General features: G+C 67.4%; 15 protein-coding genes. 6 read left to right on the forward strand and 9 right to left on the reverse strand.

The features are described from left to right. Window positions 1–29: 29 nt before the first annotated feature. Complete coding sequence (locus tag BST15_RS04985; protein WP_046189670.1) at window positions 30–950, reverse strand: SAM-dependent methyltransferase; 921 nt, start codon at window positions 948–950, stop codon at window positions 30–32. Window positions 951–955: 5 nt separating this feature from the next. Then, on the reverse strand, window positions 956–1,879 hold the full coding sequence (locus tag BST15_RS04990) for a class I SAM-dependent methyltransferase (protein ID WP_046189642.1): 924 nt from the start codon (window positions 1,877–1,879) through the stop codon (window positions 956–958). Between the two features lie 330 nt (window positions 1,880–2,209). Between BST15_RS04990 and secY the strand changes: the two genes are divergently transcribed. Genes secY through map form a run of 3 tightly spaced genes read left to right on the forward strand, consistent with a single transcriptional unit; the run spans window position 2,210 to window position 4,905 of the window. Then, complete coding sequence (secY, locus tag BST15_RS04995) at window positions 2,210–3,541, forward strand: preprotein translocase subunit SecY (RefSeq protein ID WP_046189643.1); 1,332 nt, start codon at window positions 2,210–2,212, stop codon at window positions 3,539–3,541. Next, entirely contained in the window at window positions 3,538–4,089 is a 552-nt protein-coding gene (locus BST15_RS05000) for an adenylate kinase (protein WP_046189644.1), read from the forward strand. The genes secY and BST15_RS05000 overlap by 4 nt, the downstream gene beginning before the upstream one ends. Continuing rightward, window positions 4,090–4,905 carry a type I methionyl aminopeptidase gene (gene map / locus BST15_RS05005; RefSeq protein ID WP_046189645.1) on the forward strand — a complete coding sequence of 272 codons (816 nt, stop codon included), beginning with the start codon at window positions 4,090–4,092 and terminating at the stop codon, window positions 4,903–4,905. It abuts the gene before it with no gap. A 14-nt stretch (window positions 4,906–4,919) separates the two neighbouring features. Here map and BST15_RS05010 read toward each other — a convergent pair whose 3' ends face one another. Both BST15_RS05010 and BST15_RS05015 read right to left on the reverse strand, forming a co-directional pair. Continuing rightward, entirely contained in the window at window positions 4,920–5,420 is a 501-nt protein-coding gene (locus BST15_RS05010) for an isoprenylcysteine carboxyl methyltransferase family protein (protein ID WP_046189646.1), read from the reverse strand. 4 nt (window positions 5,421–5,424) lie between these two features. Next, window positions 5,425–6,468: a type III polyketide synthase gene (locus BST15_RS05015; protein ID WP_083070834.1), complete on the reverse strand. Its 1,044-nt coding sequence runs from the start codon at window positions 6,466–6,468 to the stop codon at window positions 5,425–5,427. Window positions 6,469–6,615: 147 nt separating this feature from the next. Between BST15_RS05015 and BST15_RS05020 the strand changes: the two genes are divergently transcribed. Then, window positions 6,616–7,125 carry a MarR family winged helix-turn-helix transcriptional regulator gene (locus BST15_RS05020; protein ID WP_234708290.1) on the forward strand — a complete coding sequence of 170 codons (510 nt, stop codon included), beginning with the start codon at window positions 6,616–6,618 and terminating at the stop codon, window positions 7,123–7,125. 13 nt (window positions 7,126–7,138) lie between these two features. Here the strand turns inward: BST15_RS05020 and BST15_RS05025 are convergent, their stop codons facing one another. After that, window positions 7,139–8,350, reverse strand: coding sequence for a GAF domain-containing sensor histidine kinase (locus tag BST15_RS05025; RefSeq protein WP_046189649.1), 1,212 nt, complete (start codon window positions 8,348–8,350; stop codon window positions 7,139–7,141). Window positions 8,351–8,394: 44 nt separating this feature from the next. Then, complete coding sequence (locus BST15_RS05030; RefSeq protein ID WP_046189650.1) at window positions 8,395–9,045, reverse strand: response regulator; 651 nt, start codon at window positions 9,043–9,045, stop codon at window positions 8,395–8,397. A gap of 107 nt (window positions 9,046–9,152) precedes the next feature. Here BST15_RS05030 and BST15_RS05035 point away from each other — a divergent pair, with 107 nt between their 5' ends. Together BST15_RS05035 and BST15_RS05040 are read left to right on the forward strand one after the other, a co-directional pair. Next, the gene (locus BST15_RS05035) at window positions 9,153–9,686 is read left to right on the forward strand and encodes an HAD family hydrolase (RefSeq protein WP_046189651.1); all 534 of its coding nucleotides are present in this window, start codon (window positions 9,153–9,155) and stop codon (window positions 9,684–9,686) included. 55 nt (window positions 9,687–9,741) lie between these two features. Further along, the gene (locus BST15_RS05040) at window positions 9,742–10,401 is read left to right on the forward strand and encodes a L,D-transpeptidase family protein (protein WP_046189671.1); all 660 of its coding nucleotides are present in this window, start codon (window positions 9,742–9,744) and stop codon (window positions 10,399–10,401) included. A 14-nt stretch (window positions 10,402–10,415) separates the two neighbouring features. Here the strand turns inward: BST15_RS05040 and mmsB are convergent, their stop codons facing one another. From mmsB to BST15_RS05055, 3 genes are read right to left on the reverse strand one after another with little or no spacing between them, the layout of a single operon-like run. Next, window positions 10,416–11,291, reverse strand: coding sequence for a 3-hydroxyisobutyrate dehydrogenase (gene mmsB / locus BST15_RS05045; RefSeq protein WP_046189652.1), 876 nt, complete (start codon window positions 11,289–11,291; stop codon window positions 10,416–10,418). Window positions 11,292–11,329: 38 nt separating this feature from the next. After that, window positions 11,330–12,493, reverse strand: coding sequence for an isobutyryl-CoA dehydrogenase (locus tag BST15_RS05050; RefSeq protein ID WP_046189653.1), 1,164 nt, complete (start codon window positions 12,491–12,493; stop codon window positions 11,330–11,332). A 10-nt stretch (window positions 12,494–12,503) separates the two neighbouring features. Beyond that, complete coding sequence (locus BST15_RS05055) at window positions 12,504–14,024, reverse strand: CoA-acylating methylmalonate-semialdehyde dehydrogenase (RefSeq protein WP_046189654.1); 1,521 nt, start codon at window positions 14,022–14,024, stop codon at window positions 12,504–12,506. Window positions 14,025–14,050 lie beyond the last annotated feature (26 nt).

Consider the following 14,050-nt stretch of genomic DNA (forward strand, 5'->3'; position numbering starts at 1 on the left):
CATCGGTCGATGCCGGGGCGGATCGCCGCCTAGACGCGTATTGCCTCGATCGCCACCGAATTGCGCATGCGCGCAACGATCTCGCCATCGGGAAAGCTGCGGCCGTAGCCGGCGAAGACCGCTTCTCGGGTGCGTTCGCTCACCTGCCAGCCCCGCTCATTCAGGTATGCACCGACCGGGTTCCGTTCGCCGGCATACACCAGGGAGGTGATGTCTAGATCCAGGCCCTGAGAGGCGAATCGTTGGCCCAAGGACTGGCTTGAATCGCCGAAAGCAGCGGCGCCCTGCGGATGGTATTCGGTGGCCACCCGGCTGCCCGGAGCGCTCAGCGCGGTGATGTTGTCGAACAGGCGGTCCTGCGCGTCCGGTGGTAGGTAGATAAGGAGGCCTTCCGCGCTCCATGCGGTGGGCTGTGTCGCATCAAAACCGCTGTCGCGCAAGGCGGCCGGCCAGTCGTCGCGGAGATCGACGGCCACGGCGCGGCGATCCGCGGTCGGCTGGGCGCCCAGACCGGCCAGCGTTCGTGACTTGAACTCGATCACCTCCGGCTGGTCGATCTCGTAGACCGTGCTGCCCTGCGGCCAGCCCAGCCGGTAGGCCCGCGAGTCCAGGCCGGCGGCCAGGATGACGGCTTGCCGGATCCCCGCCGCCCCGGCCTGCAGGAAGAAGTCGTCGAAGAACCGGGTGCGTACCGCCATGACCGCGGTCATGGGTCCGGCCGCGGTCTTGGCCTCGGCCGCCACCGCCGGTTCCAGCGCGCCGTCGATCAGCTTGGTGAAGAAGTCGATACCGACCGCACGCACCAGCGGTGCCGCGAAGGGATCGGAGATCAGCGGCTCGGCCTCGGCGGTGGCCATTGCGCGCGCGGCAGCAACCATGGTGGCGGTGGTGCCCACGCTGGAGGCCAGATCCCAGGTGTCACCGGAGAATCGTGCGCCGGTGGTGTCCATCCCCATCACCCCCGCACCGCACTGATGTAGGCCAGCCTGCCGAAGACGGACTCCGCATCGTCCGCCAGGGGCGGCAAACCAAATTCGGCGAACAGTGCGGAGACGTCGTGGCTGTCCACCCGCCAGTTGTGGGCCGCCAGGTAGCTGCCGGCCTCGTTGCGGTCCCCGAAATAGAGCAGTTCGGCCATATCGATGTCGACCCCGTGCCGTCGCATCCGTTCGGCGGACTCCCTCATGCGCAGGCGGGCCTGGGATTCACTGTCGGAGTCCAGGCCCGGGGTGCTCTCGGTGGCTATGCGGCTGCCCGGTGCGCTCAGCGCGGTGACGGTGTCCAGGAGGCGGTCCTGGGCGTCCGGGGGCAGGTAGGCCAGCAGTCCCTCGGCGCTCCAGGCGGTCGGTGATGCCGAGTTGAAGCCCGCTGCCTGTAGCGCTGTCGGCCAATCCTGGCGCAGGTCGACCGCCACGGTCCGCCGCTCTGCGGTCGGCTTCGCGCCCTGCTGCTCCAGCACCCGCGTCTTGAATGCGATCACCTCGGGCTGGTCCACCTCATAGACCACGGTGCCGGCCGGCCAGTTCAGCCGGTAGGCCCGCGAGTCCAGTCCGGAGGCCAGGATGACGGCTTGCCGGATCCCCGCCGCCCCGGCCTGCAGAAAGAAGTCGTCGAAGAACCGGGTGCGTGCCGCCATGTTGTCGCCCATCCGGGCCATGCTCATCGGTCCCTCGTCGCCGAGGTCTTCGGGCGCGAGGTCGCCGCTGGCCAGTCTGCTGAACAGGTCCACCCCGACCGCGCGCACCAAGGGTTCGGCGAACGGGTCGTTGATCAGGGGCCGATCGGCCCGGCTGGCGATCGCGCGGCCCACGGCCACCCCGGTGGCGGTGATGCCCACGCTGGAAGCCAGGTCCCAGCTGTCATTGTCGGTACGTGCCATGCCGCGGACTCCATTCTCTATGTCGCTTCGCTGTCTCGCGTTGTCGGTGACTCAACGCTCGGCAGTTAGTTAGTGCATTTAACGAGCCTTTGGCGACTGTACGCCGCTCGGCTGATGGCGGGCTGGGAGTGCCGCCGACGGCGGCCCGGCCCGCGGTGCGCAGCTGTTACTCTCGTAGACTGCGGACGCGCCTCAAGACGCGTGGCCTCGTCGTCATCGGCTGGCACGTGGACGCGACAACGCAGGACTAACCCAGGACTAACCGGGGCTGGGACACCAACAGCCCATTGGAACGCCGCGACCGGACCTCGGCTGCGCAGGAGGAGAAGAGTGTTCTCGGCTTTCATCTCAGCGCTGCGGACGGTTGACCTGAGGCGCAAGATCCTTTTTGCGCTGGGCATCATCGTGATCTACCGGCTGGGTGCGGCCATCCCGTCGCCTGGGGTCGACTACCAGAACGTGCAGCAGTGCATCAAGGAAGTCAGCGGTGGTGACGCCGCGCAGGTGTACTCGCTGATCAACCTGTTCTCCGGCGGCGCGCTGCTTCAGTTGACGGTGTTCGCGATCGGCGTGATGCCCTACATCACCGCCAGCATCATCGTGCAGCTGCTCACCGTGGTGATCCCGCGCTTTGAAGAGCTGCGTAAAGAAGGCCAGTCCGGCCAGAACAAGATGACGCAGTACACCCGGTACCTGACCGTTGCGCTGGCCGTACTGCAGGCCACCAGCATCGTGGCGCTGGCCGCCAACGGTGGCCTGCTGCAGACCTGCAGCCTGCGGCACGACATCATCGCCGACCACAGCATCTTCACCCTGATGGTGATCGTGCTGGTGATGACCTCCGGCGCAGTGCTGGTGATGTGGCTCGGCGAACTCATCACCGAGCGCGGCGTCGGCAACGGCATGTCGCTGCTGATCTTCGTCGGCATCGCCGCCCGCATTCCGATCGAGGGCAAGACCATTCTTGACGCCCGCGGCGGCGTGGTGTTCACCATGGTTCTGCTGGCGGCGCTGGCGATCGTCGTCGGCGTGGTCTTCGTGGAGCAGGGGCAGCGTCGTATCCCGGTGCAGTACGCCAAGCGCATGGTGGGGCGGCGTATGTACGGTGGTACCTCGACCTACCTGCCGCTGAAGGTCAACCAGGCCGGCGTTATCCCGGTCATCTTCGCCTCGTCGCTGATCTACATTCCGCAGCTGATCACCCAGTTGGTCAACAGCGGCAAGGCCAACCCCGGCAACGGCTGGTGGGACAAGTTCGTCAGCACCTACCTGTCCGATCCGTCGAACTTCGTCTACATCGCCCTGTACTTCGGTCTGATCATCTTCTTCACGTACTTCTACGTGTCGATCACGTTCAACCCCGACGAGCGGGCCGACGAGATGAAGAAGTTCGGTGGCTTCATTCCGGGCATCCGGCCGGGCCGCCCCACCGCGGACTACCTGCGTTACGTGCTCAGCCGGATCACCCTGCCGGGCTCGATCTACCTCGGCGTCATCTCGGTGCTGCCCAACCTGTTCCTGCACATGGGAAGCTCGGGCACCGTGCAGAACCTGCCGTTCGGCGGCACCGCGGTACTGATCATGATCGGCGTCGGTCTGGACACGGTGAAGCAGATCGAAAGCCAGCTCATGCAGCGCAACTACGAAGGGTTCCTCAAGTGAGAGTCGTACTGCTTGGACCGCCGGGGGCAGGCAAGGGCACTCAGGCGGTGAAGCTCTCGGAGAAGCTGGGGGTTCCGCAGATCTCCACCGGTGACCTTTTCCGGCACAACATCGCCGAGGGCACCGAGCTGGGACGCCAGGCCAAGAAGTATCTCGACGCGGGCGACCTGGTGCCGCCCGAGCTGACCAATGCCCTGGTTGAAGATCGCATCGACCAGCCGGATGCGGCGGGCGGATTCATCCTGGACGGCTACCCCCGTTCGGTGGAGCAGGCCGAGGCGCTGCACACCATGCTGGAACGCCGTCAGACCAAGCTGGATGCGGTGCTGGAGTTCCGGGTCACCGAGAGTGAACTGCTCAAGCGGCTCAAGGAACGTGGTCGCGCCGACGACACCGCTGAGGTCATCCACAATCGGATGGCCGTGTACCGCGAAGAGACCACCCCGCTGCTGGACTACTACCAGGACGAGCACGACCTGCACGTGGTGGATGCACTCGGCACGCTCGACGAGGTGTTCGCCCGCGCGCTCAGCGCACTGGGGCAGTAGATGGTCGGGTGGGCGAAGCGGCGCAAAGCTGTGCCGCATCGCAGCCCTGGTGAGCTCGACGCGATGGCTGCAGCCGGAGCCGTCGTCGCCGCCGCACTGGCTGCGGTTCGCGAGGCCGCGGACGTCGGGGTCTCCACTCTGCAGTTGGACCAGATTGCCGAATCGGTAATCCGGGACGCGGGCGCGACGCCCTCATTCCTGGGCTATCACGGATTCCCGGCATCGATCTGCAGTTCGGTCAACGATCGGGTGGTGCACGGCATCCCGACCGCGACGGAAGTGCTGAGGGCCGGCGACCTTGTGTCGATCGACTGCGGCGCGATTCTGGACGGCTGGCATGGCGACGCGGCCGTCACGTTCGGGATCGGAACGCTCACTGCCGCCGATGAGAACCTGTCCGCGGCGACCCGGCAGGCGATGGAGGCCGGGATAGCGGCGATGCTGGTGGGTAACCGGCTCAGCGACGTCTCGCATGCCATCGAAACCGCTGCCCGGGCCGCGTCGGTCGAATTCAAACGTTCATTCGGCATCGTTGCCGGATACGGCGGCCACGGTATCGGCCGTCAGATGCACATGGACCCCTTCTTGCCCAACGAGGGATCTCCGGGCCGAGGTCCGATGCTGGTGGCCGGATCGGTGCTGGCTATCGAACCGATGCTGACCCTGGGAACCGACCAAACGGTCATCCTCGACGATGAGTGGACGGTCGTGACCGCCGATGGCTCACGCGCCGCGCACTGGGAGCACAGTGTTGCGGTGACCGAGGACGGGCCTCGAATACTGACGGTAGCCGCCGAGGGGCCGATCGCGAGCTGATCCGCGTGCCCGCCTCACGCGTAGCCCAGAGCTGAGTTCTCCAGCCGGATCCGGACCCGCAGCAGGGCGGCGTTAGCCAGCGTGAAAACCGCGGCGGTGAGCCACGCGGTGTGCACCAGCGGCAGTGCCACACCCTCGAGGACCACGGCCACGTAATTGGGATGCCGCAGCCACCGATACGGGCCTCCCTGGACCAAGGGAGTATCGCGCAGCACGATCACCCGAGTGTTCCAGCGTCGCCCCAAAGTCCGGACGCACCACCAGCGCAATGCCTGGCTCAACCCCGCCAGGGCTAACATCGGCCACCCGAGCCAGCCGAGGAACGGGCGGTGCAACAGCCACACCTCGGCAACGCAGGCGATAAGAAATCCGCTGTGCAGGATGACCATGGTGGGGTAGTGCCCGCGGCCGAACTCCCTGCCGCCGCGGGCCAAAGACCATGCGGCGTTGGAGTTGGACACGGCCAGCTCCACCAGGCGCTCCAGCCCCACGGCCAGGATCAACAGGTAGTACATGCCGCTACCAGCTCAACAGGACGAGCTCGCAGCAGAACCCCGGACCCATCGCGACCATCAGGCCGAGCGAGCCGGGTGGCGGTGGCTCGGCCATGGTGGCCCGCAGTACGTCGAGCACCGAGACCGAGGAGAGATTTCCGTTCTCGCGCAGCGATTTCCGGGTTCGGTCCAACGCATCGGCAGGCAGCTCAAGCACATTCTGGACCGCTTCGATGACCTTCGGCCCACCGGGGTGGCAGACATAGGTGGTCACATCATCGGGGGACAGCCCACAGTCGGCCAGAAAGTTGTGCACATCGTCGGCCAGATATTTCTCGACGACCGTGGCGACTTCGACCGACAGCTTGATCCGGAAGCCGCTGGTGCCGATGTCCCACCCCATCACGTCCTGGGTGTCGGGGTAGAGCCGGCTGCGGGTCGCCAGCACCTTCGGGCCCACGTGGTGGCGGTTGCCCCCGGTCGCGATCACGGCACCGGCGCCATCACCGAAGAGGCTGGCTGCCACGAAGTTCGCCATCGACATGTCGTCGCGCTGAATGGTCAGCGAGCACAGTTCCACCGCGACCAGAGCCGCCACCTGGTCGGGGTAGGCGCGCAGGTAGTCATGCATCCGCGCCACCCCGGCGGCGCCGGCGACGCAGCCCAATCCGAACAGCGGCACCCGCTTGACGTCGGGCCGTAACCCGACCCTGGCCGCAAGTCGGGCATCAAGGGTGGGCACGGCCAGACCGGTCACCGTCGTCGAGAACACGACATCGACATCGGCAGGCTTGAGTTTCGCGGCGTCCAAGGACCGCAGCAGCGCCTGCTCGGCCAGGTCGAGGGCGACGTCGATGAAGATGTCGTTCGCCTCGCTGAAGCCCGTCAGTTCGGCATACCGCGGCAGTGGCAAGGCCAGATGACGCGAGGCCACGCCGCTGGCTTCGAAGAATCGCCGAAATTCCGGGCCGGCGAAATCGCCCAACGCCTGGGCCGATTCCTCTTGGGTGTAGCGGTGAGCCGGGAATTCGATGGCTACCGCGGCGAGCGACGGTGTTCTGATGGTCATGTCGGGGTCACGTTTCCGAATGCGCAAGGGTTCATCTGCACTCTATGCCGTGCGCATGCTGCAGTTCACGTTTCGACGGTGCCTTGATGCCGCGATTGGGCGCAGTGCTGAGCAGTCCACGGGCTCCGGTGCGGTATGAAAAGGGGCGTGGCAGCTTCTCGTCCCTCCGGCGACTCCGACCCGATCGCGTTGGCTCGCGCCAATTGGGAGCGGGCGGGTTGGATCGACGTGGCTGACGGCATGGTGGCGGTGACATCGGTGATGCGCGCCCATCAGATCCTGCTGGCTCGGGTGGAGGCGACGCTGCGGCCCTACGACCTGAGTTTCTCCCGATTCGAGTTGCTGAGGCTGCTGGCGTTCAGTCGGTCCGGAGCACTGCCGATCACCAAGGCGTCCGACCGGCTGCAGGTCCACGTCACCAGCGTCACGCATGCCATCCGTCGGCTGGAGGCCGCCGGACTGGTCGAGCGTCTGCCGCATCCCACCGACGGCCGCACCACCTTGGTGTCGATCACCGAGCTCGGCCGCTCGACGGTGTCGGCCGCGACGGACAGCCTCAATCGTGAAGTGTTCGCCGATATCGGGATGTCGGAACAGGAATCCCGGGCGCTGTCGTCGGCGATCGAGACGTTGCGACGCAACGCGGGGGACTTCTAGCGGCGCCGGCGGCTCAGCTGTCGGAGTCGCGGGCAGCGGGCGTCGGTATCGGGATGGTCGCGGTGACGGCGGTGCCCGCCCCCGGGCGCGATCGGATGTTCAGCCGGCCACCGACCAGCTCGGCGCGCTCAGCCATCGACAACACGCCATAACCACCCATCTCGTCCCCACCTACGGGGTGTTCGAAGGTGTCGAATCCCACCCCGTCGTCGACGATCTCCAGCCGAGCGGTGTCGGGGTCGGCAGTCACCGCGTACCCGAGCCGCACCGTCGTGGCGGCCGCGTGTTTGACCACGTTCTGCAGGCCCTCCTGCGCGATCCGGTACAGCGCCAGCTCGATGTGCTCGGGCAGTCGGGTCTCGGCCAGATCCAGCTCGATGGTGAGTTGGGGGATCGACCGGGCAAGGCTGGCCAGCCCGCCCGACAGGCCCAGGTCATCGAGCACCGGTGGCCGCAGACCGCTGATCGCCACGCGGGTCTCCTGCAGGGTCAGCCCGGCGAGCTCCCGCGCGGCCTCGAGCTGCGTCGACGCCTCGTCGGGGTCATGGCCGACCGCGCGGGCCGCGGCATCCAGCCGGTAGGACAACGTCACCAGGCGCTGCGAGATGCCATCGTGGATGTCCCCGGCCAGCCGGCGCCGCTCGATCTCCTGGGCCTCGATCACCTGCTCGACGAACAGCTCGTGGGCACGTTCGCGCGCGACCAGCTGCCGGTGCAGGCGGGCCTGGTGCATGGCCCCGGCAATCAATCGCCCGATGACCCGCAGCAGCTCGACGTCGCCCGGCGTGAACTCGCGCCGTGCCACGGTGTGCACGTTGAGCACACCCACCAGCCCGCCCGGATCGGTCTCCATCGGCACCGACACCATCGAGGTGAAGTCACGTCCCCGCAGCGATTCGATCGGCAGATACCGCGGATCGGCCTCCTTGTCATGGCTGATCACCACCGGCTCGCGGTGACGGGCCACCCAACCCGACACCCCGGAGCCCAGCGACAGCCGGATCTTGCCCACCTCGGTGTCGAACGGTGGGGTTGCGCCGGTCAGCGTCAGGGAACGCTCGGTGTCGTCGAGTACATGCACGAAGCAGACATCGGTGCCGGTGGCCGCGGTGATCATCCGGGTCGCGGCGGCGGCCAGCGGTTCCACCCCCGGGCCGCTGGAGGCGGCCTGGATGAGTTCGCGCAGCAGGGCCAGTTCATGGTTGGCGTCGACGAAGTCTCGCACCGCATGGGGTTTGCGGGCGCGCGGCCGGTTCGGGCCGGTGGGACTCACCGGTAGATGCCTTCGCGTAGCGCGGTCGCCACCGCGCCGGTTCGGTCGGACACGCCCAGCTTGCGGTAGATCGAGCGGAGGTGGCTCTTGACGGTCTCGTCGCCGATCACCAGCTTGGTGGCGATCCCGCGGTTGGACAGGCCACTGACCATGCAGGCCAGAATCTCGCTCTCGCGCTGGGTCAGCCCCTGGCGTGCGCCGGGCCAGAACTCGTCGCGTTGCAGCCGGGCGGCGGTACCGGCGGCCCGCGCCGCCAGGCCGGGGTCGATCACCGTCTCGCCGCGGTGGGCCAACTCGATCTGATGCACAAGATCGTCGCTGCTGATGCTCTTGAGCAGGTAGCCGCTGGCGCCCACGCGCAGTGCCTCGAACAGGTACTGCTCGTCGTCGTAGACCGAGAGCATCACGACCTTGCGCTCCGGATCACGCTCCCGCAGCGCCAGGCAGAGGTCCAGTCCGCTCTCCCCGCGCATGCGCACGTCGCACAGCACGATGTCGGGATCGGTCTGCGCGATCACCTCCAACGCCTGCGCGGCGCTGATCGCCTGTCCCACCACGTCGACCCGGTCAGCGAACGCGGTGAGCATGGCGCGCAGGCCCTCGATCACCATCTCGTGGTCGTCGACGAGCACCAGGCGCACGGGCATAGCAAGACAGTAAAGCCCATCGGGTGGGTGGTGAGGCAGTGATTACCCCACCCGGATCCCCCCAATGGGGGAGGACACCCGAGCCGGTTTCCGGCACCGTTGCTGTTATGCAGATCACAACCGAACTCGCGACGTGGACAGGTCCTGGCCGCCCGTTCCGGTGGGACCAGGTGCACCGGGATGCCGAGGTGTACCCCCTGCAGGCGGTGGTCTTCGATGTGGACGCCCTCGCCGACGCCGATGGTGAGCCGCGCTCAGGCGTGGTGGACCTGGTGTTGAGCCTGTTCGCCACCGGAATCTGGGTGGCGGTGGTGGGCGCCGGCCCGCGCAGCTGGGTGCAGGCGCGGGTGCGCGAACTCATCGGCGATGGCATGGCTGAGACCGTGGTCAGCGCCGACGACCTCACCGGTCCGGCCGGCGACGCCGAGCTCTACCGGCTGGCGCTGTGGGAGCTGGGCATCGTCGCCGGCGAGGCACTGGTGATCGCCGGGTATGAGTCCGGGGCCCGCACCGCGGCTGCAATCGGCCTGCCGGCGATCTACGCGGGCTCCAGCCGCTACGACGGGCTGCTGGCCAACGACTGCCGGGAGTTGCAGGCGCAGCGGGTGGTCGCCCGCTTCAGCTCCCGTGCCGCGGGCTGAAGCTCGTCGCCGAGAGCATTTGACGCTGACGCGGCCGCTCATCGACGATGACGTGGTGCGTCGACTGGTAGTTCTGCTGTGTGCCGTGTTGTGCGTGCTGGGCGTGACGTCGGCGACGATGCCCGGGGCCGCGGCCACCGTCGAACCGTGGTTTGGCAATGCGGTCGGCACTGCCACCCAGGTGGTTTCGGTAGTCGGAGTCGGCCACTCGACGGCCAAGATCGATGTCTATCAGCGGACTCCCGCCGGATGGGAAGCGGTAGCGGCCGGGATTCCGGCTCACGTCGGCTCGGCGGGCATCACGCCGCAGACCAAGGAGGGCGAGCCGTCGACCCCGATGGGGTTCTACTCGCTCGATTCGGCCTTCGGCACCGCGCCCAATCCCGGTGGTGGCCTGCCGTATGTGCAGGTCGTCGGATCCGACTACTGGTGGGACAGCGACTCGGGCAGCCCGACCTACAACACCATGCAGGTCTGCAAAAAGGCGCAGTGTCCCTTCAGCACCGCGGCCAGCGAGAACCTCAACATTCCGCAGTATCGGCACGCGGTGGTCATCGGCGTCAACAAATCCCGCACCCCCGGTGACGGCTCCGCCTACTTCTTCCACACCACCGACGGCGGGCCGACCGCGGGCTGCGTGGCCATCGATGACGCCACGCTCGTGAAGATCATCGCCTGGTTGCGGCCGGGCGCGGTGATGGCGATCGCGAAGTAGCCGGCGCCGGGCGCTCAGCTGCCACGCAGCAGGTTGATCACCGCGCTGAAGTCCTGGGCGCCGTGTTCGGCGGCGAAGTCGCGGTAGATCTGGGCCGCATGGCTGCCGAGCGGAGCCGTTGATCCGGTCGCAGCGACGGCGTCCATCGCCAGCCCCAGGTCCTTGTTCATCAGCGAGGTGGCGAATCCCGGCTCGAAGTTCCGGTTGGCCGGGGAGGTGGGCACCGGGCCCGGGACCGGGCAGTTGGTGTGCAGCGCCCAGCAGTTTCCGGTGGCGCCGGTCATCACGTCGAACAGCGCCTGGTCGGCCAGGCCCAGCCTTTCGGCCAACACGAACGCCTCGGCGACCGCCACCTGCTGCACTGCCAGCACCATGTTGTTGCAGACCTTGGCGGCCTGCCCGGCGCCAGCTGCGCCGCAGTGGATGATCTTGGCGGCCATCGGCTCCAGCACCGGGGTGGCCCGCGCCACGGCGGCGTCCTCGCCGCCGACCATGAACGCCAGGCGCCCGGCGACCGCGCCGGCCACCCCGCCGGACACCGGCGCGTCGAGCTGGGCCAGTCCATGCGACGCCGCGAGCGCGTGCACCTCTCGGGCGTCGGCGACCGAGATCGTCGAGCTGTCGATGAACAACGTTTCCGCCCCGGCAGCCGGAAGGACCTCGGCATAGCAGCTCTTCACCGCGTCCCCGTGCGGAAGCATGGTGACCACCGTGTCGGCGCCGGACACCGCCTCGGCGGCGCCGGTGTGGATCTGCACGCCGTGTTGCTCGGCGGCCGCGGTGGCAGCCGGCGCCGGGTCGAAACCGCGCACGGTGTGCCCGGCGGCGACCAGGTTCGCCGACATCGGCCCACCCATGTGGCCCAGACCGAGAAACGCGACGATTGCCATATGTGCTCCTAAGTGGCCCTGGGGGCTTGGTGGCGGGATTACTGGCTGGACCGAACGCGGGCCGCCTCGGCCCGGCCGATCACCAATCGCATGATCTCGTTGGTGCCTTCCAGAATGCGGTGCACCCGCAGATCCCGGACGATTTTCTCCAGACCGTACTCGCGCAGATATCCATACCCGCCGTGCAGCTGCAACGCCTTGTCGGCGACGTCGAAGCACGCGTCGGTGACGTAGCGCTTGGCCATCGCGCACAGCTCCACCTTGTCGGGGGAGTTGTTGTCGAGCGCGGTCGCCGCGCGCCACAGCAGCAGTCGTGACGTTTCCAGTGCGGTGGCCATGTCGGCCAGGGTGAACCGGATCGTCGGTTCGTCCAGCAGCGCCTTGCCGAATGCCGTCCGGTCGGCCAGGTAGCTGCCGGTCTTGTCGAAGGCTGCCTGGCCACCTCCCATCGAGCAGGCGGCGATGTTGATGCGGCCGCCGTTGAGGCCGTTCATGGCAATGTTGAACCCGTTGCCGTCGCCGTCTTCACCGCCGAGCATCGCCTCGGCCGGCACCCGCACGCCATCGAAGATCACCTGTGCCGTCGGCTGAGAATTCCAGCCCATCTTCTGCTCGGCAGCGCCGAAACTCAGCCCGGGAGTGTCTTTTTCGACGATGAACGTGGAAATACCCCGGGGCCCGTCACTGCCGGTTCGGGCCATCACCACATACACGTCGGACACGCCGGCGCCGGAGATGAACTGCTTGACGCCGTCGAGCACGTAGTCGCCTCCCGAGCGCACCGCGCGGGTGCTCAACGCGCTGGCATCCGATCCCGCCCCGGGTTCGGTGAGGCAGTAGCTGGCGACGTTCTCCATCGACGCCAATCGCGGAATCCAGCTCTTGCGCTGGTCTTCGGTGCCGTAGGTGTCGATCATCCAGGAACACATGTTGTGGATCGACAGGTAGGCGGCGATCACCGGGTCGGCGATCGAGAGCTGCTCGAAGATGCGCACCCCGTCCAGGCGCCGTAGCCCGGAGCCGCCCACGTCGTCGCGGCAATAGATCGCCGCCATTCCCAGCTGGGCCGCCTCCCGCATCACGTCGACCGGAAAATGATGGGTGGCATCCCATTCCAGCGCGTACGGAGCGAGGCGTTTGGCGGCAAAAGCCGCCGCGGTGTCGACGATCACGCGTTCTTCGTCATCCAAGGTCAAGTTCATGGCAGTGGCTCTATTCCATTGTGGGGATGTGGAACTCGGCGCCGTCCTTGATGCCCGAGGGCCAGCGCTGCGTAACGGTCTTCACCTTCGTGTAGAAGGTGACCGATGCCGTCCCGTGCTGGTTGAGGTCGCCGAAACCGGACCGTTTCCAACCGCCGAAGGTGTGATAGGCCACGGGCACCGGAATCGGCACGTTCACCCCGACCATGCCGACCTGCACCCGGGAGGTGAAGTCGCGGGCCGTGTCGCCGTCGCGGGTGAAGATCGCCACCCCGTTGCCGTACTCGTGGTCGCTGGGCAGTCGCAGGGCTTCTTCGTAGTCGTCGGCGCGCACGATGCACAGCACCGGGCCGAAGATCTCGTCGGTGTAGATCGACATGTCGGTGGTGACATGGTCGAACAGCGACGGCCCGGCGAAGTAGCCGCCGGTCAGGTCGGCGTCGCCGAACTGGGAGTCGTCACTGGCGCGTTCGCGGCCGTCGATCACCAGATCGGCGCCGGCGGCCACTCCTTGGGCGATGTAGTCGTTGACCCGGTCCAGAGCGGCCCGAGTGACCAGCGGGCCGTAGTCGGCCTTGGGGTCCAGGCTGTGGCCGACCCGCAGACCGTTGATGCGTTCGGTCAGCCGAGACCGCAGGCGCTCGGCGGTCTGCTCGCCGACGGGAACCGCCACCGAGATCGCCATGCAGCGCTCGCCGGCACTGCCGTAGCCGGCGCCGATCAGCGCGTCGACGGCCTGGTCCAGATCGGCGTCGGGCATCACGATCATGTGGTTCTTGGCGCCGCCGAAGCACTGGGCGCGCTTGCCGTTGGCCGTGGCAGTGGAATAGATGTACTGGGCGATGTCGGAGCTGCCGACGAAGCCGATCGCGGCGACGTCCCGATGGTGCAGCAGGGCGTCGACGGCCTCCTTGTCGCCGTGCACCACCTGCAGTACCCCGGGCGGGAGCCCGGCCTCGACGAAAAGCTCGGCGAGTCGCACCGGCACCGACGGGTCACGCTCGGACGGCTTGAGGATGAAGGCGTTTCCGCAGGCCAGGGCCGGTCCGGCCTGCCACAGCGGGATCATTGCCGGGAAGTTGAACGGGGTGATCCCGGCGACCACGCCCAGTGGCTGGCGCAGCGAGAACACGTCGATGCCCGGGCCGGCGCTCTCGGTGTGCTCGCCCTTGAGCAGGTGCGGGATGCCGACGCAGAACTCGATCACCTCGATGCCGCGCTGGATGTCGCCACGGGCGTCCTCGAGGGTCTTGCCGTGTTCGCGGGAGAGCAGCTCGGCCAGTTCATCGACGTGGGTGTTGACCAGGTCGATGAATCGCATCAGCACGCGTGCGCGGCGCTGGGGGTTGTAGGCGGCCCAATCGCGCTGGGCCGCGGCTGCCGAGGTCACCGCGGCGTCGACATCGGCGGTGTTGGCCAGCGGCAGGGTGGCCTGCACCTCGCCGGTGTTGGGGTCGAACACATCCGTGGCGCGTTGTGAGGTGCCGGAGATTCGGCGGCCGTCGATGAAGTGCGGAATCTGGCGGGTCATGGCGGCCAGAATACTAGGACGTCCTA

Origin of the sequence: Mycolicibacter arupensis, from assembly GCF_002086515.1 — a bacterium.
GTDB classification, from domain to species: Bacteria; Actinomycetota; Actinomycetes; order Mycobacteriales; family Mycobacteriaceae; genus Mycobacterium; species Mycobacterium arupense.

Excerpts from the sequence above, each read along its gene's own strand:
- BST15_RS04990 (WP_046189642.1), bottom strand. The coding sequence starts at position 1,879 with ATGGCACGTACCGACAATGACAGCTGGGACCTGGCTTCCAGCGTGGGC.
- BST15_RS05010 (WP_046189646.1), bottom strand. The coding sequence starts at position 5,420 with ATGTACTACCTGTTGATCCTGGCCGTGGGGCTGGAGCGCCTGGTGGAG.
- BST15_RS05035 (WP_046189651.1), top strand. The coding sequence starts at position 9,153 with ATGCAGATCACAACCGAACTCGCGACGTGGACAGGTCCTGGCCGCCCG.
- BST15_RS04985 (WP_046189670.1), bottom strand. The coding sequence starts at position 950 with ATGGACACCACCGGCGCACGATTCTCCGGTGACACCTGGGATCTGGCC.
- BST15_RS05030 (WP_046189650.1), bottom strand. The coding sequence starts at position 9,045 with ATGCCCGTGCGCCTGGTGCTCGTCGACGACCACGAGATGGTGATCGAG.
- mmsB (WP_046189652.1), bottom strand. The coding sequence starts at position 11,291 with ATGGCAATCGTCGCGTTTCTCGGTCTGGGCCACATGGGTGGGCCGATG.
- map (WP_046189645.1), top strand. The coding sequence starts at position 4,090 with ATGGTCGGGTGGGCGAAGCGGCGCAAAGCTGTGCCGCATCGCAGCCCT.
- BST15_RS05050 (WP_046189653.1), bottom strand. The coding sequence starts at position 12,493 with ATGAACTTGACCTTGGATGACGAAGAACGCGTGATCGTCGACACCGCG.
- BST15_RS05055 (WP_046189654.1), bottom strand. The coding sequence starts at position 14,024 with ATGACCCGCCAGATTCCGCACTTCATCGACGGCCGCCGAATCTCCGGC.
- BST15_RS05015 (WP_083070834.1), bottom strand. The coding sequence starts at position 6,468 with ATGACCATCAGAACACCGTCGCTCGCCGCGGTAGCCATCGAATTCCCG.